Consider the following 20,780-nt stretch of genomic DNA (forward strand, 5'->3'; position numbering starts at 1 on the left):
CAAATTGGACGAATCGGCAAAAAGAAACGGCGGCCCGGTGTCTCTCCGGGCCGCCGTTCTTTGAACGAACGTTCAATCTTGCCTTATTCGGCGGGGATCGCCTTGGGCAGCGTCACCGGAACGGACAGACGGTTCAGCATCTCCTTCGGCACGATCTGCCAGAACTTGGCCAGCTCGCGTTCCCAATCATTGAGGATCTCGGCGGCGAAGCGGCTTTGCGTTTCGGCGACATGCTCCTCGATCAGGCCGCGAAGCTGGGCTTCGTAATGGCTGACCTCGACGCGCTGGAAGATGACGCTTTCATCGTTGATGTAGAGCGGCAACTGATCGTCGGCGTCGTAGATGTAGGCCATGCCCCCGGTCATGCCGGCGCCGAAATTGTCGCCGACCGTGCCCAGGATGACCGCCGTGCCGCCGGTCATGTACTCGCAGCCGTTGGAACCGCAACCCTCGACCACCACGGTGGCGCCGGAGTTGCGCACCGCGAAGCGTTCACCGGCCTGACCGGCGGCGAACAGCTTGCCCGCCGTTGCCCCGTACAGCACCGTGTTGCCGATGATCGTGTTCTTGTTCGACTCCAGCACGCTGTTGCTGGGCGGACGGACGACGATCATGCCGCCCGACAGGCCCTTGCCGACGTAATCGTTGGCGTCGCCCATCACCTCCAGCTTGATGCCCTGGACCGCGAAGGCGCCCAGCGACTGACCGGCGGTGCCGCGCAGACGGACGGTGATGTGGCCGGGCTGAAGCCCGAACATCCCGAACTTCCGGGTGATCATCGACGACAGCCGCGTGCCGATGGCGCGCTGCGTGTTCCGCGCGTTGTAGGCGAGCTGCATCTTCTCGCCCTCTTCGAACAGCGGGCGGGCGTCGGCGACGATGCGGGCGTCGAGCGTGTCCGGCACCTCGTTGCGACCCTGGAGCGTGCAGTAGCGGGCGTTTTCGCCGGGATCGACCTGGGCCAGCAGCGGGTTGAGGTCGAGATCGTCGAGATGCTCGGCGCCCCGGCTGACCTGATGCAGCAGATCGGTGCGGCCGATCACTTCGTTCAGGTTGCGGAAGCCCAGCTTGGCCAGGATTTCGCGGACCTCTTCGGCCAGGAAGGTGAAGAGGTTGACGACCTTCTCCGGCGAGCCGACGAACTTCTGACGCAGCGCCTCATCCTGCACGCAGACGCCGACCGGGCAGGTGTTGGAATGGCACTGGCGGACCATGATGCAGCCCATGGCGATCAGGCTGGCCGTTCCGATGCCGTATTCTTCCGCGCCCAGCATGGCGGCGATGACGATGTCGCGGCCCGTCTTCAGGCCGCCGTCGGTGCGCAGCCGCACGCGGTGGCGCAGACGGTTCAGCGTCAGCACCTGATGGACCTCCGACAGGCCCATTTCCCACGGCAGACCGGCGAACTTGATCGAGGTCTGCGGGCTGGCGCCGGTGCCGCCGGAATGGCCGGAAATCAGAATGATGTCGGCGTTGGCCTTGGCCACGCCCGCCGCAATCGTTCCGATACCGGAACGGCTGACCAGCTTCACGGTCACTTTCGCATCCGGATTGATCTGCTTCAGGTCATAGATGAGCTGGGCCAGATCCTCGATGGAATAGATGTCGTGGTGCGGCGGCGGGCTGATGAGCATCACGCCGGGGGTGGCGTGGCGCAGCTTGGCGATCATCTCCGTCACCTTGAAGCCGGGCAACTGCCCGCCCTCGCCGGGCTTGGCGCCCTGGGCGACCTTGATCTCCAGCTCGCGGCACTGGTTCAGATACTCGGCGGTGACGCCGAAGCGGCCCGAGGCCACCTGCTTGATGGCGGAGTTCCAGTTGTCGCCGTTCTTGTCGGGACGGAAGCGCGCCGGATCCTCGCCGCCCTCGCCCGAGTCGGACTTGGCGCCGATGCGGTTCATCGCAACGTTCAGCGTGCCGTGCGCCTCGGGCGACAGCGCGCCCATCGACATGCCCGGCGTGATGAAGCGCTTGCGGATCGCGGTGATGCTCTCGACCTCGTCCACCGGCACGGCGGCCTTGGTGGAGCGGAACTCCAGCAGGTCGCGCAACTGCATCGGCGGGCGGTTGTTCACCTGCTCCGAATATTTCTTGAAGGTCGTGTAGCTGTCGTTGGTGACGGCCTGTTGCAGGGTGTGGATGACGCCGCCTTCCCAGCCATGGCGGTCGCCCGACTTGCGGAAGCGGTAGAAGCCGCCGACCGGCAGGGCCACGACCTCGTTGTCATAGGCGACGCTGTGCTGCTCCAGCACCTTCTTCTGGATGCCGGTCAGGCCGATGCCGGAAATCCGGCTGACCATCGCCGGGAAATGCTCGGCGACCAGCGCGCGGGACAGGCCGATGGCCTCGAAATTGCCGCCGCCGCGATAGCTGCTGATGACCGAGATGCCCATCTTGGACATGATCTTCAGCAGCCCGTCGTCGATGGACTTCTTGAAGTTGCCCATCGCCTTTTCCAGCGGCAGCGACCCCAGCAGGCCGCGACGGTGACGCTCGGCCACCGCCTCTTGCGCCAGATAGGCGTTGACCGTGGTGGCGCCGACGCCGATCAGAACCGCGAAATAATGCGTGTCCAGGCACTCCGCCGAACGGACGTTCAGCGAGGTGAAGGTGCGCAGGTTGCTGCGGATCAGATGGGTGTGGACGGCGGCGGTGGCGAGGATCGCCGGGATGGCGGCGCGCTCCGGCCCCATCGCCTCGTCGGTCAGCACGACATGGCTGGCCCCGCCGCGCACGGCGTCTTCGGCCTCCAGACGGATGCGGCGCAGGGCGTCGCGCAGGGCGTCGGGTCCGCCATCCACCGGGAAGGTGGCGTCGATCTGCGCCAGCGTGTCGCCCATATAGGCGCGCATGGCGCGGAATTCGGCGGTGGTCAGAACCGGGCTGTCGAGCTGCAACAGGCGGGTCTGGGTTTCATCCTCGTCCAGGATGTTGCCGAGATTGCCAAGCCGCGTCTTCAGGCTCATCACGCGGCGTTCGCGCAAGCTGTCGATGGGCGGGTTCGTGACCTGGGAGAAGTTCTGACGGAAGAAGTGATGCAGGCCGCGATATTTGTCGGACAGAACGGCGATGGGGCTGTCGTCGCCCATCGAGCCGATGGCCTCCTTGCCGTCCTCGGCCATCGGGTGGAGGATCAGCTCCATGTCTTCCATGGCCAGACCAAAGGCCATCTGCCGCTTGCGCAGTTCGGCCTTGTCCAGTTCCGACGGCTCGCCCTTTTCCGACGCGGTCTTGACCAGCTCGTCGAGATGGGTGGTGTTCTTGACCCACTGGCCCCACGGCTTTTGCGCCGACAGGTGATCCTTGAGTTCGCGGTCGTGGTAGAGCTTGCCCGCCACCAGATCGACGGCGATCATTTCCCCCGGCCCCAGGCGGCCCTTTTCGATGACCAGCGCCTCGTCGATCTTCACCATGCCGGTTTCCGACCCGCCGATGATGAGGCCGTCGGTGGTGATGGTGTAGCGCATCGGGCGCAGACCGTTGCGGTCCATGCCGCCGACGACCCAACGGCCATCGGTCATCGCCAGCGCGGCGGGGCCGTCCCACGGCTCCATCACGGAGTTGCAATAGGCGATCAGCGCCTTGTGGTTGTCGGGCGTGGTCTTGGAGCTGGTCAGCGCTTGCGGCACCAGCATCATCTTGACCATCGGCGCGGTGCGGCCAGCGCGGACCATCACCTCGAACACCGAGTCGAAGGCACCCGAATCGGACAGGCCGACGCCGATGATGGGCTTGAGATCCTGCATGTAGGGGCCGAAGGCCGCATGCTCCATGCGGGTTTCGTGCGCCTTCATCCAGTTGACGTTGCCCTTCAGCGTGTTGATCTCGCCGTTGTGGGCGAGCATGCGGAAGGGCTGGGCCAGCGGCCAGGTCGGGAAGGTGTTGGTCGAATAGCGCTGGTGGTAGATGGCGAAGCTCGACTCGAACCGCTCATCCGTCAGATCGGGGTAGAAGGTGGTGAGCTGTTCGGCCAGGAACATGCCCTTGTAGATCAGCGAGCGGGCCGACAGCGAGCAGATGTAGAAATCGTTGATCTGCTCCCCGCGCACCGCCTTTTCGATGCGGCGGCGGATGATGTAGAGGTCCAGCTCGAACTGTTCGTCCGACACGCCCTTGGTGTTGCCGATGATGATCTGTTCGATCTCGGGCCGGGTGGCGTTGGCCTTCTCGCCGATGATGTCGACGTTGATCGGCACCTGACGCCAGCCATAGATGTAATAGCCGAAGGCCAGGATCTCGGTCTCGACGACGCAGCGGCAGGCCTCCTGCGCGTCCAGGCTGACGCGCGGCAGGAAGACTTGGCCGACCGCCAGATTGTTGTCCGGCGCGCGGTGGCCGATGATCCGCACATGGTCCTTGAAGAACTTCTGCGGCACCTGGACGTGGATGCCCGCGCCGTCGCCGGTCTTGCCGTCGGCGTCCACCGCGCCGCGATGCCAGACCGCCTTCAGCGCCTCGATGCCTTTTTCGACCACCGAACGGCGGGGCTTGCCGTCAATCGCGGCGATGAAGCCGACGCCGCAGGCGTCATGCTCATCCTCCGGGTTGTAGGCGTTGGCAGTGGTCAGCGCCGCTGCGTTGGCGCGGAACTCTTCGACGAACTGCTCACCCTGGTTCAACTCGGTGGTCATGGAACGACCCTTTCACAGTCTTGACGTTGACCTGAGGGGGGATGGCCCCCTTGGGGTAGACGGTGGTGGTAGGCGATGAGCGGGCGCAAGCGGCCCCCTCCCTAACCCTCCCCCGCCGTTGGCGGTGGAGGGGACTGCCGCCGCTTCGCCGCTCACTCCCTCTCCCGCGAAGCGGGGGCGGGGCGGGGCATGGGAACCAAACGGCGTGGGCGGTTTTACTCCGCCGCGAGCGCCAGCGATTCCGCCTTCACGGACTGCGCGTAGGCGTGCATGGAGTCCGCCGCGTCGCGCCCGTCGCGGATGGCCCAGACCACCAGTGAGGCGCCGCGCACGATGTCGCCCGCGCCAAAGACGCCGTCCAGGCTGCTCATCTTGGTGCGGTGATCGACCAGCAGCGTGCCCCAGCGCGTGACCGTCAGGTCGGGCGAGCCGAAGGCGCCCGGCAGATCTTCCGGCTCGAAGCCCAGCGCCTTGATGACCAGATCGGCGGGTTCGGTGAACTCCGAGTCTTCGATCACCTGCGGGGTCTGGCGGCCCGTGGCGTCGGCCACGCCCAGATGGATGCGGACGGCGCGGACCCCGGTGACGACGTCGTCACCCGTAAAGCCTTCCGGGGCGACCTGCCAGACGAACTCCACGCCCTCTTCCTCGGCGTGCGCCACTTCGCGCTGCGAGCCGGGCATGTTCTTGCGGTCGCGGCGGTAGAGGCACTTGACCGACGTGGCGCCCTGGCGGATCGCCGTGCGGACGCAATCCATCGCGGTGTCGCCGCCGCCCAGAACCACCACCTTCTTGCCCTTGGCGTTCAGCGAGCCGTCGTCATACGCCGCCACCGAGTCGCCCAGGCCGACCTTGTTGGAGGTGGTCAGGTAATCCAGCGCGGGCACGATGTTCTTCAGGCCGCAGCCCGGCGCCTTGATGTCGCGGGCCTTGTAGACGCCGGTGGCGATCAGGATGGCGACATGCTTTTGGCGCAGGTCGGCGAGGCTGGCGTCGCGGCCAACCTCGAAATTCGGGTGGAAAACGACGCCCGCGTCGGCCAGCAGCTTGACCCGGCGACCGACGACGTCCTTTTCCAGCTTGAAGCCGGGGATGCCATAGACCAGCAGGCCGCCCATGCGGTCGTGACGGTCATAGACATGGACGGCGTAGCCCTTGGCGCGCAGCTCTTCGGCGGCGGCCAGCCCAGCGGGGCCGGCGCCGATGATTCCGACCGACTGGCCGTTTTCACGGGCGGGCGTGCGCGGCTTGACCCAGCCTTGCTCCCACGCGGTGTCGTTGATGTATTTCTCGACCGAACCGATGGTGACGGCGCCGTGGGTCGATTGCTCGATCACGCAATTGCCTTCGCACAGGCGATCCTGCGGGCAGATGCGGCCGCAGATTTCCGGGAAATTGTTGGTGGCCTGGCTGACCTCATAGGCCTCTTCCAAGCGGCCTTCGGCGGTCAGCTTCAGCCAATCCGGGATGTTGTTGGAAACCGGGCAATGCACCTGGCAGAAGGGAACGCCGCACTGCGAGCAGCGGCTGGCCTGTTCGTCGGCGCGTTCGGTGGAGAAACGGGCGTAGATCTCGTTGAAGTCCTGGCGACGCTCCCCAGCGGAGCGTTTGTCGGGCATCGCCTGCGCGGTGTGCACGAAGCCCAACATCTTTTGGTTCGCCATGACCTCTGCTCCTGTTGCGTGGCGCCTCGCGCTTGCGGGCGGTCGCCTGACCGGGCGGCGTCGGGCATGCCGGTGCGCCGTCGGTTGGGTTGAAACCGAACACCCGCGTTTGGGCGGGTCATCGTCATATAACGCATACCGCGCTGCGGCGGAAGCACAAAAAAGACGATAGGTATCGTTTGTTGACCTTTTCATACGCAAGCGGGTGCAAGCTTGGCTGTTTCCTCGATAAGAGGTAGGGATTGAAAGAAAATTAGTCTCAAATCGGACCTATAACCAAAAAGAGCCAGGAAACGCCGCGCGGTCGCCAAGTTTGCCCGCGCCTGCTATAAGCCGCCGCAAGCCCCGCCCACCGCTCTCAAGGCGATTTGCCGCATGCTGATCGATCAATATCTCGACGCCATCCTGCTTGGCCTCGTCGAAGGCGTGACCGAGTTTCTGCCGGTCTCCTCCACCGGCCATCTGATCCTGCTGGACGAGCTGCTGGGCTTCAATGGCCCGCCCGGCAAAGTGTTCGAGGTGGTGATCCAGCTCGGCGCCATCCTGGCGATCTGCGTCGTCTATTTCTCCCGCCTGTGGAGCGTCGCCACCGGGCTGAGGAACGATCCCGCCGCCCGCCGATTCGTCGTGGCGGTGCTGCTGGCCTTTCTGCCCGCCATGGCGCTGGGGGCTGGGCTGCACGGCTACATCAAGAGCGTGCTGTTCAACCCGACCATCGTCAGTCTGGCGCTGATTGTCGGCGGCGTGGCGATTTTGCTGGTCGAGCGGGTGATCCCCCCGGCGCGTTACCACGCGATCGAGAGCTTTCCGGCGCCGCTGGCCCTGAAAATTGGGCTGTGCCAGTGTCTGGCGCTGATTCCCGGCGTGTCGCGGTCGGGGGCGAGCATCTTGGGCGCGCTGCTGATGGGGGTGGACCGCAAGGTGGCCGCCGAATTCTCTTTCTTCCTGGCGGTGCCGACCATGGCCGGGGCGACGGCCTATGACCTCTACAAGAATTGGCGGGGCATGAGCATTGACGATGGGGCCTTGATCGTCGTCGGTTTCGTCGTCGCCTTCGTCGCGGCGGCGCTGGTGGTCAAGACGCTGGTCGATTTCGTCGGGCGCTACGGCTTTGCGCCGTTCGGCTGGTATCGGATCGTCGTCGGCGTGGCGATGCTGGCGCTGCTGTATCTGTGACCGCGCCGCTCATCCGGCGCGGAAACGAAAAAGCCCCGGTCGCGCGACCGGGGCTTTTTTCATGGGAACGAGGAGGGGCGACAAGCCTCAGTGCGCGCCGCCGGGAACCGTCGGGTTGCGGCCGCCGACGATGAAGCGGGCGAGGTAGGTCGGGACGATGACCTCGCAAGACGACAGGGCGGTGATGCCCAGATCGGCGAAACCGGCGGCGGTTGGCGACACCACATTGTCGCGCTTGAGCAGCTCGACCTGATCGCGGGTCAGCGCCGGGGCCAGGACCGGAACCTTTTCCAGGATGCCGCCCAGCGTTTCGGCGACGTTCCAGGGAACGGGCACAAGGCAGCGGCTGCGGTGAATCTCTTTCAGGGTCAGCTCCAGCAGCTCCTTGAAGCTGTAGGCGCGCGGGCCGCCCAGCTCGAAGGCGTGGCCCTTGGCGCTGTCGAGGTCGAGCGCGGCCATGATGGCGTCGGCGACGTCGCCGACATAGACCGGCTGGAAGCGGGTCTTGCCGCCGCCAATCAGCGGCAGGGCCGGGGCGATCTGCGCCATCGCGGCGAACTTGTTGAAGAAGCCGTCCTCGGGGCCGAAGACGATGCTGGGGCGCAGGATCGTCGCGGTGGGGAAGGCGGCCAGCACGGCCTGCTCCCCCGCCGCCTTGGAGCGGGCGTAGGAGGACGGCGATTTGGCGTCGGCCCCCAGCGCTGAGATCTGCACCAGACGCCCCACGCCGTTGGCGGCGGCCAAACGGGCGATGCGCCCGGCGGTGTCGACATGGGCGGCTTGGAAGGTCTGGCGGCCCCGCTCATAGAGGACGCCGATCAGGTTGATGGCGACGTCGGCGCCCTGCAAGGCGCGGGCGACCGATTCATCCTTGGATGTGTCGGTGGCGAAGGGAACGATCTGGCCGACCGCGCCCGCCGTCTTCAGAAACGCCGCCTTGCCGGGGTTGCGGGTGGCGATGCGGACGATGGCGCCCGTCTTGGCGAGCCGCCGGATCAGGTGGCGGCCAATGAAGCCAGAGCCGCCGAACACCGTGATAACCTGAGTGCGAAAGGACATCGACCGTCTCCCCGTGCTGATGGCGTCTTGCTGATGGCGTCTTGCGGATCGCAGGGCCACACGACCACGCGCCGACCAGCGTGCTGCGCCATGAATTCCGCGCATGCTTATAACGAAAGCCCCGGCGCGAGGCTAGCCCTCCCGCCAGTGGGGGAAACGGGATGTTCCGGCGGCGGGGCGGGCGGATTGTCGCGGCGTCCTCTGTGTCGCGCGCCGCGCGGGGTGTTCCAAGAGGTCGTTCGGAAAAATGCGACGCCGATCAAAATAGATGTTGACGTCCCCCGGCCCGGCCATTAGAAAACCGCCCACACCGAACACCGAAGCCCAGGTGGCGGAATTGGTAGACGCGCAGGTTTCAGGTACCTGTGGCAGAAATGTCGTGGAAGTTCGAGTCTTCTCCTGGGCACCATTTCTTGATACCCGGCTGCGCCGCATGCACAACGTCTTCTTCGGAAGGCAACGTGCAGAGCGGCGTTCGTCGTTTCTAGGGTCCGTGGCCGGGGGCCTTACCCTTCCGGGAAGCGACCATGTCCATTGATCTTCACGTCGGCGATCTGCCGGACGGCCTTGACCTCGCCGCTGTGGCGCGCGACCACGCCATCGCCATCGACACCGAGACGATGGGGCTGAACCCCCACCGTGACCGGCTCTGTCTGGTCCAGCTCTCGACCGGCGAGGGCGACGCTCATCTGGTCCAGTTCCGCAAGGGCGAGTATGACGCGCCGAATCTGAAGCGCCTGCTGACCAACCCGAACGTCACCAAGCTGTTCCACTTCGCCCGCTTCGACGTGGCGGTGATGAAGGCTTATCTGGGCATCACCTGCCAGCCGGTCTATTGCACCAAGGTCGCCTCCAAGCTGGTGCGCACCTTCACCGACCGCCATGGTCTGAAGGATCTGAGCAAGGATCTGCTGGGCGTCGAGATGTCCAAGCAGCAGCAATCCTCCGACTGGGGCGCGGATGAGTTGAACGCCGAGCAGATGAAGTACGCCGCGTCGGACGTTCTCCACCTGCATGATCTGAAGGCCAAACTGGACGTCATGCTGGCGCGCGAAGGCCGCACCCATCTGGCCAAGGCCTGCTTTGACTTCCTGCCCGCGCGCGGCGAGCTGGATCTGGGCGGCTGGGAAATCCCGGACATTTTGGCGCACTGACCCTTACGCTTTTTGCGCTTTGCGCGCAGGGACGGGAGCGCGGCAACGTATCGCTCGGGGCTGGGTTTGACCCAGCGCCCGACGGTGGGCATACTGCCCGCGCGGAGCTTGCCGGGATTGCTCCCGGCCTCCGCCGCCTGCGTTCCTTTGCCGAAGGCCTTGCGCGTCCATGACCAGCCTGATGAATGAGGTCGCGGAGTTGACCACCGATTTGACCAGCCGCCTTGCCGATCCGGCGTCCACGGGCCAAGCGTCCACGGACCAAGCCTCTTTGAACGCCAGCCCGCGCAGCCCCGCCGAGGATCTCGCCTGCGCCGCCCGCGTGTTGCGAACGGAGGCCGAGGCGCTGACCGCGCTGGCCGATGGATTGAACGGCGCGTTCCTCCAGGCGCTCGACCTCATCACCGGCATCCAGGGCCGGGTGATCGTCACCGGCATGGGCAAATCGGGCCATGTCGCCCGCAAGATCGCGGCGACGCTGGCCTCGACCGGCACCCCGGCTTTCTTCGTCCATCCTGGCGAGGCCAGCCACGGCGATCTCGGCATGATCGCCAAGATCGACGCGGTGGTGGCGCTGTCCAACTCCGGCGACACGCACGAGCTGTCGGACATCATCGCCTACACCCGCCGTTTCGACATTCCGCTCATCGGCATGACGCGCAAAGAAAGCTCAGCGCTGGCCGAACAGTCGGACGTCGCGCTGATTCTGCCACCTGTGCCGGAAGCCTGCCCGCTGGGGCTGGCGCCGACCACCTCGACCACCATGATGCTGGCGCTGGGCGACGCTCTGGCGGTGGCCTTGCTGGAGCGTCGCGGCTTCTCCGCCGCTGATTTCCGTGAGTTCCATCCCGGCGGGCAGCTTGGCCGCGCGCTGCTGAAGGTGACGGACGTCATGCACAAGGGCGACGGGCTGCCGCTGTGCCGCCTTGATTCGCCGCTGTCCGACGTCATCTTTGAGATGACGGCCAAAAGGCTGGGCTGCGTCGGCGTCACCGACGAGGCGGGGGCGTTGGTCGGCATCATCACCGATGGCGATGTGCGCCGCCATCTGGCCCCCGAACTGCTGGCCGAACGCGCCGACAGCATCATGTCGCCCCGACCCAAGACGATCCGCCCAAAGGCGCTGATCGTCGAGGCGCTGCGGGTGATGAACGAGAAACAGATCACCACCTTGTTCGTGATCGAGGCCGACCGGCCGCTGGGGATCGTGCACATTCACGATTGCCTGCGGATGGGCGCGGCCTGACCCGCTGGAACAGGAAGGCCCCCGCATGACCACCGACGATCCAGGGACCGGCGACCGCCACAGCGCCGAACGCGTCGGCCCGGTCCTGGCCGCCGCCAAGCGGGTCCATCGCCGCCGCGACACCCGCCCGGTCAGTCGCATGTACAGTCGTTTCGTCACCGGAATGAAGTTTTTCCTGCCGGTCGCGGCCTTGTCTTTGGTGGCGGTTCTGGCGGCGTGGCCATCGTTGAACAACGTGCCGACTCCGCGCATCGCCGCCGACAAAGGGCAGACGGAAATGCTCAAGCCGCGCTATTTCAGCGTGGACGAGCACAACCAACCCTTTTCCCTGGTCGCCAAACAGGCCGACAAATCCGCCGACCAGCCCGACATCGTGCTGCTCGATTTGCCGGAAGCCGAATTGACGGAGACTGGGGGCACTTGGGTGACGATCCGCTCCGACAAGGGGTGGTACAATCAGGTGACGGGCATCCTGCTGATGCGCGGCCATGTCCGCTTCATGCGCGACGATGGCAGCGAGTTCACGACGGAAGAGGCGGAAACCGACATCCGCAAGGGCGACGCCTGGGGGCAGGCCCACGTCGTCGGGCAGGGGCCGCAGGGCGAAATCAACGCCAAGGGCTTTCGCATGACCGACCATGGCAAAACCGTGGTCTTCCTCAATCAGTCCAAGGCCGAGGTTCAGGCGGCAGAGCGTCCGGGAGGAACGAAGCGGTGATGCAGCGATGGGGCAAACCGGGGGCGGGTGACGCCGGACGGGGCAAGGCGGATGGTTTCGCGCGCGCTCTTCGCGCCGCCGGGCTGGTCTTGGGTCTTGGGGCCGGGCTGGTCGGCGGCGGCGTGTCCGCTCTGGCCCAGGGGCTGCCGGGCATGACGGCGGGCAAAACGCCGGTCGAGGTCAACGCCGATCAGGCCATCGAATGGCACCAGGACGTCCGCGCCTATGTGGCGCGCGGCAACGCCTCGGCCAAGCGCGGCGAGTCGACGGTGTTCGCCGACGTGCTGACCGCCTATTACCGCGAGGTTCCCGGCAAGGGCAACGAGGTCTTCCAACTGGTCGCCGAAGGATCGGTGCGCGTGGTCAGCCCGACCCAGCAGGTGTTTGGCGATCACGGCGTCTATGACATTGACCGGCAGATCGCCGTCGTCACCGGCAAGGCGCTGAAGCTCATCACCACCAAGGACGTCGTCACCGCCCGCGACAGCCTGGAATATTACGAGGCGCGGGAACTGACGGTGGCGCGCGGCGACGCGGTGGCGGTGCGTGGCGCCGACCGCATGCGCGCCGACGTGCTGATCGGCCAGTTGAAGAAAATGCCCGACGGCTCGACCCAGATGGAACGCATCGACGGATCGGGCAACGTCGTGGTGACGACCACCACCGACGTCGCGGTGTCGGACAAGCTGGTCTATTCGATCGCCGACAACGTCGCGGTGCTGATCGGCAACGTGAAGATCACGCGCGGCGAAAACCAGATCAACGGCGAATCCGCCGAAATGAACATGACCACCAAGGTCAACCGCGTCATCGCCGGCCCCAGCGCCGGGCGGGTCAATGGTCTGCTGGTTTCCGGGCAGAAGCCGGACGCCGATGGCGGCAAGACTCCCCCGAAGCCCGCAGACGGTAAAAAGCCGTGACCCAACCGACCCGCAACGCCCCCAGCGCGCCTGCGCCGGGGGAGGGATTGATCGCCCACCATCTCGGCAAATCCTTTAAGAAGCGGCCCGTCGTCCGCGACGTGTCAATCAGCGTCCAGCGTGGCGAGGCGGTGGGGTTGCTTGGCCCCAACGGGGCGGGCAAGACGACCTGTTTCTATATGATTACAGGCCTGATCGCCGCCGATTCCGGCTCCATCACCTTGGATGGGCAGGACATCACGGCGCTGCCGATGTACCGCCGCGCCCGTCTGGGCATCGGCTATCTGCCGCAAGAGGCCTCGATCTTTCGCGGCATGACGGTGGAGAACAACATCCGCTCGGTGCTGGAGGTGGTGGAGAGCGACCGCGACGCCCGCGAGGCGATGCTGGACGAGCTGCTGGCCGAATTCTCCGTCACCCACCTGCGCCGCGCCCCAGCGCTGGCCCTGTCGGGCGGCGAGCGGCGGCGTGTGGAGATCGCCCGCGCGCTGGCCGGTCAGCCGCATTTCATCCTGCTGGACGAGCCGCTGGCGGGCATCGACCCCATCGCCGTCAACGACATCCGCGAGTTGGTCGGGCATCTGCGCGACCGGGGCATCGGCGTGCTCATCACCGATCACAACGTGCGTGAGACATTGGATCTTGTGGATCGGGCATACATCTTGCACGATGGTGTGGTACTAATGGAAGGCGGGCCGGCGGAGATTGTGGCGCACGAGGATGTGCGCCGGGTCTACCTCGGCGACCGATTCAGCCTCTAGCCTTCGGTTTCTCCCCCATGGCGCTCGCACAACGGCTCGATCTTCGACAAGCTCAAACCCTGGTGATGACGCCGCAGTTGCAGCAGGCGATCAAGCTGCTGCAACTGTCGAACATCGAGCTGTCGGACTTCGTGGACCGTGAGATCGAGCAGAACCCCCTGCTGGAACGGGAAACCGGCCCGACCGACGGCGGCAGCGATCCCGTGTCGAACGGCGAGTCTCCCGGCGGTCTGGACGGGCCGGGCGGTGGGCCGGGTGGCGGATCTGGGGATGGTCTGGAGTTTGGCGGCACGCTGGCCGAAAGCCTGAACGGACGCGACGACGGGCCGGGCCTGCCGCCGTCCGATGGGCGGACCCGCGACACGGTGGAGATGACCTCGTCGGACACGATGGGGTCGCCGTCGGAGTCGCCGCTCGACACCGATTTCGAGAATGTCTATGCCGACGACCGCTTTTCCGACGGTTCGGACGGCGGCAACGAGGTCTATGGCTCCTACAACGATCGCGGCGGGCGCAGCGGCTTCGAGGACGACGACTCGAATCTGGAAGCGACTCTGACCGGCGAAAAGAGCCTGCGCGAGCATCTGACCGAACAGCTCAAGATTGATTTGCCCGACCATGGCGACCAGCTCATCGGGCTGGCGCTGATCGACATGCTGGATGGGGCGGGCTGGCTGGTCGGCTTCGACGCCGGGATCCTGGCCGAACAGCTTGGCTGCACCGTGGAGCGGGTGGAGCGGGTGCTGGCGGCCTGCCAGCGCTTCGACCCGGCGGGCATCTTCGCCCGCTCGCTGAAGGAATGTCTGGCGATCCAACTCCGCGAAAAGAACCGGCTGGATCCGGCGATGGAAGCGCTGCTCGACAATCTGGACCTGCTGGCCGCGCGCAACCTCGCCGCCATCATGAAGGTCTGCGGGGTGGACGCCGAGGATGTCGCCGACATGGTGTCGGACATCCGCAAGCTGAACCCAAAACCGGCGATGCTGTTCGACCACACGCCCGCCCAGTTGGTGACGCCCGACATCCTGATGCGGGCCAACCCCGGCGGCGGCTGGCTGATTGATCTCAACCCCGACACGCTGCCGCGCGTGCTGGTCAACCACCGCTATTTCGCCAAGATCTCCACCGTCGCCAAGAACAAGACCGACAAGGAATATCTGACCGAGAAATTCCAATCGGCCAACTGGCTGGTCAAATCGCTGCACCAGCGCGCCACCACCATCCTGAAGGTGGCCAGCGAGATCATCCGCCAGCAGGACGCCTTTTTCATCCATGGCGTCTCGCATCTGAAGCCGCTGATCCTGCGCGACATCGCCGAGGCCATCGGCATGCACGAAAGCACGGTCAGTCGGGTGACGACCAACAAGTTCATGGCGACCCAGCGCGGCGTGTTCGAGCTGAAGTATTTCTTCACCTCCTCCATCCAGGGCGCCGATGGTCAGGCGGCCCATTCCGCAGAAGCGGTTCGGCACCGCATCAAAACCATGATCGACGCCGAAAAGGCCGAAGACGTTCTGTCGGACGACAAACTCGTCGATATCCTCCGCGCGGAGGGGATCGACATTGCGCGAAGGACCGTCGCGAAGTATCGTGAAGCTATGAAAATACCGTCATCGGTGCAGAGACGGCGTGCCAAGATGTCACGCATGTAGCCAGACCTTGGAATTGTGGGGTTTGTTGACAGCCCAAACATCCATCACTATGGTCCCGCCCCGCACGTGGCGGCCCGCCGTCTTTACACCGTCCCCAGCGGACCAATTTTTTGGAAACGTTCCAACATGCAACTGACCGTCAAAGGCAAGCAGCTTGACGTGGGCGACGCCCTGCGCACCCATGTGGCCGATAGCCTGAACGCCGTGGTCGGCAAGTACTTCAACAAGCCGATCGAAGCGAACGTCGTCCTGACCAAGGACGCGCATCTGTACAAGGCCGACATCCAGGTCCATGTGGGCCGTGGCATCGTCCTGCAAAGCGCGTCCGACGCGACGGAGCCGTATCCGGCGTTCGACACCGCGTGCGACAAGCTGGCCAAGCGCCTGCGCCGCTACAAGAGCCGCCTGCGCGACCACCACACCGACAACGGCGCCGCCGAGGTCATCCCCGCCCGCTACCAGATCCTGGAAGCCGAGGCCGAGGATCACCAGGAAGAGGCTCCGGCCGACGCGGCCCCGCAGCCGATGGTCGTCGCCGAGATGGAAACCACCATCGCCACCCTGTCGGTCAGCGAGGCGGTGATGCGCCTTGAGCTGGCCCAGGCCCCGGCGCTGATGTTCCACAACGGCGCGCATGGCCGCCTGAACATGGTCTACCGTCGCGCCGACGGCAACATCGGCTGGGTCGACCCGGCGGAGAAGGCCGGCGCCTGACCCCAGGCGCTGACCCCCGGCTCGAAGCGTCATGCTCGATCTCATCACGGCGCACGCCATTCTCCCGCACCTCAAGGCCGGCAACAAAAAGCAGGCCTTGCAGGAGCTGGCGCGCAAAGCGTCCGAGCTGACCGGACAGCCCGAACGGCTGATTTTCGACGTCCTTCTGGACCGCGAGCGGCTGGGCACGACCGGCGTGGGGCATGGCATCGCCATTCCCCACGGCAAACTGTCCAGCCTCGACCGCGTCCATGGCGTCTTCGCCCGTTTGGAACGGCCCATCGATTTTGACGCCATCGATGAGCAGCCGGTCGATCTGATTTTCCTTCTTCTCGCCCCCGACCAGTCGGGCGCGGACCATCTGAAGGCGCTGGCCCGCGTGTCGCGCCTGCTGCGCGATCAAGCCGTGTGTGAAAAACTGCGCGGCGCGCAATCGGGCGACGCGATTTTCGCCCTGCTGACTCAGAACGAGGCCAGCCCCGCCGCCTAACGGGCGCTCTCCCCACCGGAATTCCGTCAAAGGGCCGCCGCATCCGTCGCGCGGCCTTTTTCTTTGGGCGCGGTGGCGCGGGGCGCTGACGTGGGTTAGACTGCGGGGCATGACGAACGCGCTCCGCAAGTTTTGGATCTCTCCAGACGAGTATCTGGCCGCCGAACAGCGGGCGGAGGTTCGCCACGAGTATGTCGATGGCGAGGTCTTCGCCATGGTCGGGGCGAGTTTGCGGCACGCGCGGATCGTGGCGCGTTTCGGCCACGCCATCCGACAAGCCGCGCTGCGTCGTGGGTGCGATGCCTTTTACAACGACGTGAAGGTTCGCGTCGATGCGGCGAACGCCTATTATTACCCCGACGTGGTGGCGACCTGCGCGGCGGATGAGGATCCTTACGTGGTCAAGGATCCGGTCCTGATCGTCGAGGTGCTGTCCGACAGCACAGAGGCCATCGACCGCCGGGAAAAGCGCGCCAACTATCAGAAAATCCCCAGCCTGCGGGAAATTGTTCTGGTGGCGCAGGACGACCATCGGGTCGAGATTTACCGACGAGACGGCGCCCATTGGGTGGCCGACATCGTGACCGAGGGCGACGTCGCGCTGACCTCGCTGGACCTCGCCCTGCCGCTGGACGCGCTTTACGAGGATTGAGCGCAGCGCGCGCGCTTACCGTCCGAGTACCCGCGTGATGAAAGCGGCGGCGGCGTCGCGGGATTGGGGGCTGTTCAGGATCGTGTGCTTGTCGGACGACAGGGCGATGATCGTCGCGTCCTTGTGCGCCTTCAGCGCCTCGCCGCAAGTGCCCTTGACCGGGTAGGGGGCGTTCCACGGGTTTTCCGGCGAAAAATAGGGGTCGCGGGTGGCGATCACGCTCAGCACCGGGGTGTCGGTTGGCACCGCCGTTTTCGGGGCCTCGACGAAATAATTGGCTTCGCAGCTCCAGGAATAGATCAGGCGGGCCAGCGGCTGCGGATCGCTCAGCCGGGCGACCGGCACCGCGCCTTCGCTGGTTCCGGCGATCAGGATCCGCGCCGGATCGACCCAGGGCAGCGCCTTGGCCTGGGCCAGCGCGTGCTCCAACTCGGCCAGGCGCAGGCTGTGCACTCGCTCATACACCGCGACGTCGATGGGGGAGCTGTAGGTCAGGCGGTTGGGGATGGCCAGGCTGTCGGGGGCGATGGAGGGCAAGCCCAGACGCTCCGCCAGCCAGCGTTGATGCTCGCCGACGAAGGGGGCCAAGCCGCTGGACCCGTGCATCAGGATGACCAGGGGCGACCGCGCCGCCGCTGTCGCGCCGATGGCGGACGGGGCGTCGCGCAGCGCGCCTTGCCACAGCGCCCCGCCGGTCAGCGCGGGCGGCAGAACCAGACTGGCCCCGGCCCAACTGCGGGCCAGATTGTCGGGGCTGGGCGACAATTCGGACCCCTGGATTTTGCCCTGGGGCTGCTGCGCCCCCGCCGGAACCCCGCCCGCCAGCCACAAAGCCAACCCAACCAACCCGACAACCGCTAGTCTCCGCATGATGACGCTCCTTCCGATGACGCTTCGCCGCCGCTCAGCATCCCTGGTCGGAACCGCATCGACAACGCTCAAATCAATGCGTTATTGTTGTTGAATCAGCCGCCAACCGCCGCAAACCAGCCAGGAGCGCGCGCGATGCGCAACCGCCGCCCGACCCTGGTCGAACTGGAAGCCCTGCGGGCGACCATCGCCAACGGCACCACCGCCGGGGCGGCCCAGCGGCTGGGCTGTTCGCAATCCTCGGTCAGCCGCGCCTTGGCCCTGCTGGAGGCGCGGTTGGGCGTGCCGCTGTTCGAGCGGGCCGGACGCCTGATTCGCCCAACCGCCGAGGCGCTGGCGATCAACGACGAGTTGGACGACGTGTTCCACGCGCTGGACCGCGTCGCCTCGGGCCTTGCGGCGGGTCCGGCGGCGGGGCGCTTGACGGTGGCGGCCCCGCCCGCCTTCGCCCTGGCGCTGCTCAGCCGCGCCGCCGCCCGCTTCCGCGCCGTCCACCCCCAGATTGTCCTTCAGGTCGAGGTGGTCGGCTCCGACGCCGTCGTCGCGCTGGTGGCGGAGGGGCGGGCCGATCTGGGCGTGACCGACAGCGCGCCGCTGCATTCCGGCGTCCGGCTGGAGCCGTTCCGCCTGTCCGCCCTGGCCTGCGTTCTGCCGTCCGGCCACCCGCTGGCGGAATCGCCGGTGCTGCGGCCCGCCGATCTGGCGGACACGCCCGCCATCGCCCTGACGCGCCGCCATTCCATGCGCGCGCGGATCGACCGCCTGTTCGCCGAGGCGGGCGTCGAACGCCCGCTGGCGGCGGAAACCTCCACGGCGATTTCCGCCCTGGAGCTGGTCCGCGCCGGGCTGGGCGTGGCGGTGATGAACCCCTTCCCGCTGGCCGACGACGCCGACCCAACCCTGCGCTGGCGCCCGTTTGAACCGACCCTGGAGTACCGAAGCTGCTGCGTCCTGCCCGCCGCCGCTCCCCCCACCCCGAACGCCCGCCGCTTCCAAAAACTGCTGAACGGCCTGACCCGCGCCGACCGCTGGTCCCGCCCGGCGTGAGGGGCGCGCCGATGCGATCACGCGGGGCGTGTCGGTCCTTTATCCGATTGTGGGCGCGCAGCGCGTGGTGGGGCGGCTGGGGGGACCGGGGGCGGCGCGCTGGGGGGCGGGACTGTGCCGGAACGAAGCATATCCAGCGAATCTGTAACCCGTTCCAGTTCTGAAAAATAACGAACTATTTCCCGGATTGTGCCGTAGTTGGTGACGTACAGGGCCGCAACGGCTGTTGTGCTTACAGCGGTTACAAAAATCCATTTCGCAACAAGCTTTGCCGCTTCAGGTCGTATATTCCCACACACTTCCTGTGTAAATTTGATCAACTCTTTGGCAAAAGACTGTGTTGTATCGGCGGTTTTGGCGGTTGCTGATGATGTCCATTTCTGCACGCGCAGGAGAGCGTTGAGAAAATTGCGAACGGTCACACCGTACAAAGCGATCTTGTGTCTTTGCAGATCGTCGTCTGCCGGTTCTGCGCACTCTTCATGCAGAGTATCAAACGCAGCTTGAGCGCCTGGACCGATGAACTTCGCGTCCCTGATCCCATCGCGCAGAGCGTTCAGGTTCGTCAAAAAATCAACGGCGCTGTTTTCGGTAAGAGCATCCGCAAGTTTTCTTACATTTTCCTTGGACAGTTCCGGGAGGTTGTCGCAGAGAAGACGTGCGGTTTCAGCGAGATCATCCACATCTGACAAGAGGAGTGACGACAACTCTTCTCGATCCCGTGGGTTGTCGAGCCATTTTGCGAGGCGCTCAACAGCGATGGTGCGGGAGTTGACGATCTCGGGAATCAGATCGGCGGCTTGATCGGTTAGAACGCTCCGAAGTCTCTCTACTTTGCGCGCGATGCCCGGGTCGCAATTGCTGCGCGCCAAAGTGTCAAGAAGGCTGTCCGCCTTGTCGCGCGTCTCATCCAGATATCTCTGAGCCGAAATCCCTCCGTTGGGCAGAGCGCCGGGTGGCAGAACCTCTATGCGTCCGTCGCGCCAGCCGAACTGATAGGGGGCGGGTTGCTGGCCGGGGAGTTGGTCGAGGGCTTCGGTGAGTTGGGCGGGGAGATCCGGGAGGAGGGGCGGTGGTATGGGTGGGGGAGGGGCCTCCTCCTCCAGCCAACGCATAATGTCGCTGTTGATCTCAAGGGCAGGACGTTCCCACCAATCATTCGATTTGGCTGCGATGCGCCGTGTCAGATCGTCACTAAAAAAATCACGGGTCGGGGTTTTCGCGTCAAAGGGGGCGACTGCTTCATACCACCGGATCCAAGGCATATAGCCGTAATCTATAGCGAAAGTGCTGTGTTTGAAGCTCGACCAATCAGCTTGAAGCGATTGCGGAGCGTCCCGATGCCAGAGTGGATGCTCTTCTAACAGAAATTTCCCACTAATATTTTCTCCATCATTATTTGTTTTTAACAAAAATATGTCGTGTATAATTTCCGTCCACAGGCGATTCCCATAGAAATTCTTGACTGAACGAGCTGCATAGGCAGCAGAGCCTGCCGCATCGACTGCACGGGCAGTGTCAACTGCCGCCGCAGCAGCAGCGGATGCGGTTTTCCCAGCACCGCCGACTGTCGCAGCAGCCCTAATTGAAGCCGCCATAATATCGAATGGTAGGAAATTTCGAGCAATCCAGGATAGGTAGCAAGCTCGGAAAACTGCGGTGACGTGAGAGGTTCCCTCGTGCTCATTCCATGAAATGTCTAGACGCTTTATATGATTTCCGATCGTCGGCAACATGCGTAACGCAATGCGTATGGCGATTATGTGTGACCATGCGGTGGGCTTGTCTTTCAGCCAATCCCTTAACTCTTCAGGATTTTCCAGCGTCAGTTCTTTGGCCATGCATCGTCCGCCACAATCGCCGCTACAGGCTTTGCGGTTGTGGCGCGCGTCAGCCCCAGGCGGCGCGTGCGTCATTTCACAAAGCGACGCTCGGAAAATAGCAAATTGCCACAGTGAACTCTACCGAGAAAGGTAGGGTGATAGCGTGCGCGGATGATCGCCCTCTCCCGTCTTGGGGGAGGGAG

The 20,780-nt window shown here is 65.1% G+C and carries 16 protein-coding genes and 1 tRNA gene; 12 read left to right on the forward strand and 5 right to left on the reverse strand.

The features are described from left to right. Positions 1-83: 83 nt before the first annotated feature. Positions 84-4,631 carry a glutamate synthase large subunit gene (gene gltB / locus D3877_RS00345; RefSeq protein ID WP_119828831.1) on the reverse strand — a complete coding sequence of 1,516 codons (4,548 nt, stop codon included), beginning with the start codon at positions 4,629-4,631 and terminating at the stop codon, positions 84-86. Positions 4,632-4,846: 215 nt separating this feature from the next. Then, the gene (locus tag D3877_RS00350; RefSeq protein ID WP_119828832.1) at positions 4,847-6,295 is read right to left on the reverse strand and encodes an NAD(P)-dependent oxidoreductase; all 1,449 of its coding nucleotides are present in this window, start codon (positions 6,293-6,295) and stop codon (positions 4,847-4,849) included. Between the two features lie 375 nt (positions 6,296-6,670). On the opposite strand from D3877_RS00350, the gene D3877_RS00355 reads away from it, so the two are divergent. Beyond that, a complete protein-coding gene (locus D3877_RS00355) occupies positions 6,671-7,471 on the forward strand; it encodes an undecaprenyl-diphosphate phosphatase (protein ID WP_119828833.1) in 801 nt (266 codons plus the stop codon). An 87-nt stretch (positions 7,472-7,558) separates the two neighbouring features. Here D3877_RS00355 and D3877_RS00360 read toward each other — a convergent pair whose 3' ends face one another. Further along, positions 7,559-8,530, reverse strand: coding sequence for a complex I NDUFA9 subunit family protein (locus D3877_RS00360; RefSeq protein WP_119828834.1), 972 nt, complete (start codon positions 8,528-8,530; stop codon positions 7,559-7,561). 322 nt (positions 8,531-8,852) lie between these two features. Here D3877_RS00360 and D3877_RS00365 point away from each other — a divergent pair. The 10 genes from D3877_RS00365 (at position 8,853) to D3877_RS00410 (ending at position 16,837) form a co-directional block, all read left to right on the forward strand. After that, positions 8,853-8,939 (forward strand) — tRNA-Leu (locus D3877_RS00365). A gap of 118 nt (positions 8,940-9,057) precedes the next feature. Next, entirely contained in the window at positions 9,058-9,684 is a 627-nt protein-coding gene (locus D3877_RS00370; RefSeq protein ID WP_119828835.1) for a ribonuclease D, read from the forward strand. A gap of 169 nt (positions 9,685-9,853) precedes the next feature. Continuing rightward, positions 9,854-10,930 carry a KpsF/GutQ family sugar-phosphate isomerase gene (locus D3877_RS00375; RefSeq protein ID WP_238474654.1) on the forward strand — a complete coding sequence of 359 codons (1,077 nt, stop codon included), beginning with the start codon at positions 9,854-9,856 and terminating at the stop codon, positions 10,928-10,930. A 25-nt stretch (positions 10,931-10,955) separates the two neighbouring features. Continuing rightward, a complete protein-coding gene (gene lptC / locus D3877_RS00380; RefSeq protein WP_119828836.1) occupies positions 10,956-11,648 on the forward strand; it encodes an LPS export ABC transporter periplasmic protein LptC in 693 nt (230 codons plus the stop codon). After that, positions 11,648-12,568 (forward strand): LptA/OstA family protein, encoded by a 921-nt coding sequence (locus tag D3877_RS00385; protein WP_119828837.1) that lies wholly within the window; start codon positions 11,648-11,650, stop codon positions 12,566-12,568. The genes lptC and D3877_RS00385 overlap by 1 nt, the downstream gene beginning before the upstream one ends. Next, the gene (gene lptB / locus D3877_RS00390) at positions 12,565-13,329 is read left to right on the forward strand and encodes an LPS export ABC transporter ATP-binding protein (protein WP_119828838.1); all 765 of its coding nucleotides are present in this window, start codon (positions 12,565-12,567) and stop codon (positions 13,327-13,329) included. The genes D3877_RS00385 and lptB overlap by 4 nt, the downstream gene beginning before the upstream one ends. Before the next feature lie 17 nt (positions 13,330-13,346). After that, a complete protein-coding gene (gene rpoN / locus D3877_RS00395; protein ID WP_119828839.1) occupies positions 13,347-14,981 on the forward strand; it encodes an RNA polymerase factor sigma-54 in 1,635 nt (544 codons plus the stop codon). Between the two features lie 126 nt (positions 14,982-15,107). Further along, complete coding sequence (hpf, locus tag D3877_RS00400; protein WP_119830693.1) at positions 15,108-15,695, forward strand: ribosome hibernation-promoting factor, HPF/YfiA family; 588 nt, start codon at positions 15,108-15,110, stop codon at positions 15,693-15,695. A gap of 31 nt (positions 15,696-15,726) precedes the next feature. Continuing rightward, positions 15,727-16,185 carry a PTS IIA-like nitrogen regulatory protein PtsN gene (ptsN, locus tag D3877_RS00405; protein WP_119828840.1) on the forward strand — a complete coding sequence of 153 codons (459 nt, stop codon included), beginning with the start codon at positions 15,727-15,729 and terminating at the stop codon, positions 16,183-16,185. Positions 16,186-16,294: 109 nt separating this feature from the next. Continuing rightward, positions 16,295-16,837: a Uma2 family endonuclease gene (locus D3877_RS00410; protein WP_119828841.1), complete on the forward strand. Its 543-nt coding sequence runs from the start codon at positions 16,295-16,297 to the stop codon at positions 16,835-16,837. Positions 16,838-16,852: 15 nt separating this feature from the next. Here the strand turns inward: D3877_RS00410 and D3877_RS00415 are convergent, their stop codons facing one another. After that, the gene (locus tag D3877_RS00415; protein ID WP_119828842.1) at positions 16,853-17,707 is read right to left on the reverse strand and encodes a dienelactone hydrolase family protein; all 855 of its coding nucleotides are present in this window, start codon (positions 17,705-17,707) and stop codon (positions 16,853-16,855) included. A 135-nt stretch (positions 17,708-17,842) separates the two neighbouring features. On the opposite strand from D3877_RS00415, the gene D3877_RS00420 reads away from it, so the two are divergent. After that, positions 17,843-18,754, forward strand: coding sequence for a LysR substrate-binding domain-containing protein (locus tag D3877_RS00420; RefSeq protein WP_119828843.1), 912 nt, complete (start codon positions 17,843-17,845; stop codon positions 18,752-18,754). 17 nt (positions 18,755-18,771) lie between these two features. On the opposite strand, the gene D3877_RS29260 is transcribed toward D3877_RS00420, so the two are convergent. Next, positions 18,772-20,595, reverse strand: a complete 1,824-nt coding sequence (locus D3877_RS29260) for a hypothetical protein (RefSeq protein ID WP_147395065.1) — start codon at positions 20,593-20,595, stop codon at positions 18,772-18,774. Between the last annotated feature and the right edge of the window lie 185 nt (positions 20,596-20,780).

Origin of the sequence: Azospirillum cavernae, from assembly GCF_003590795.1 — a bacterium.
Taxonomy (GTDB): domain Bacteria; phylum Pseudomonadota; class Alphaproteobacteria; order Azospirillales; family Azospirillaceae; genus Azospirillum; species Azospirillum cavernae.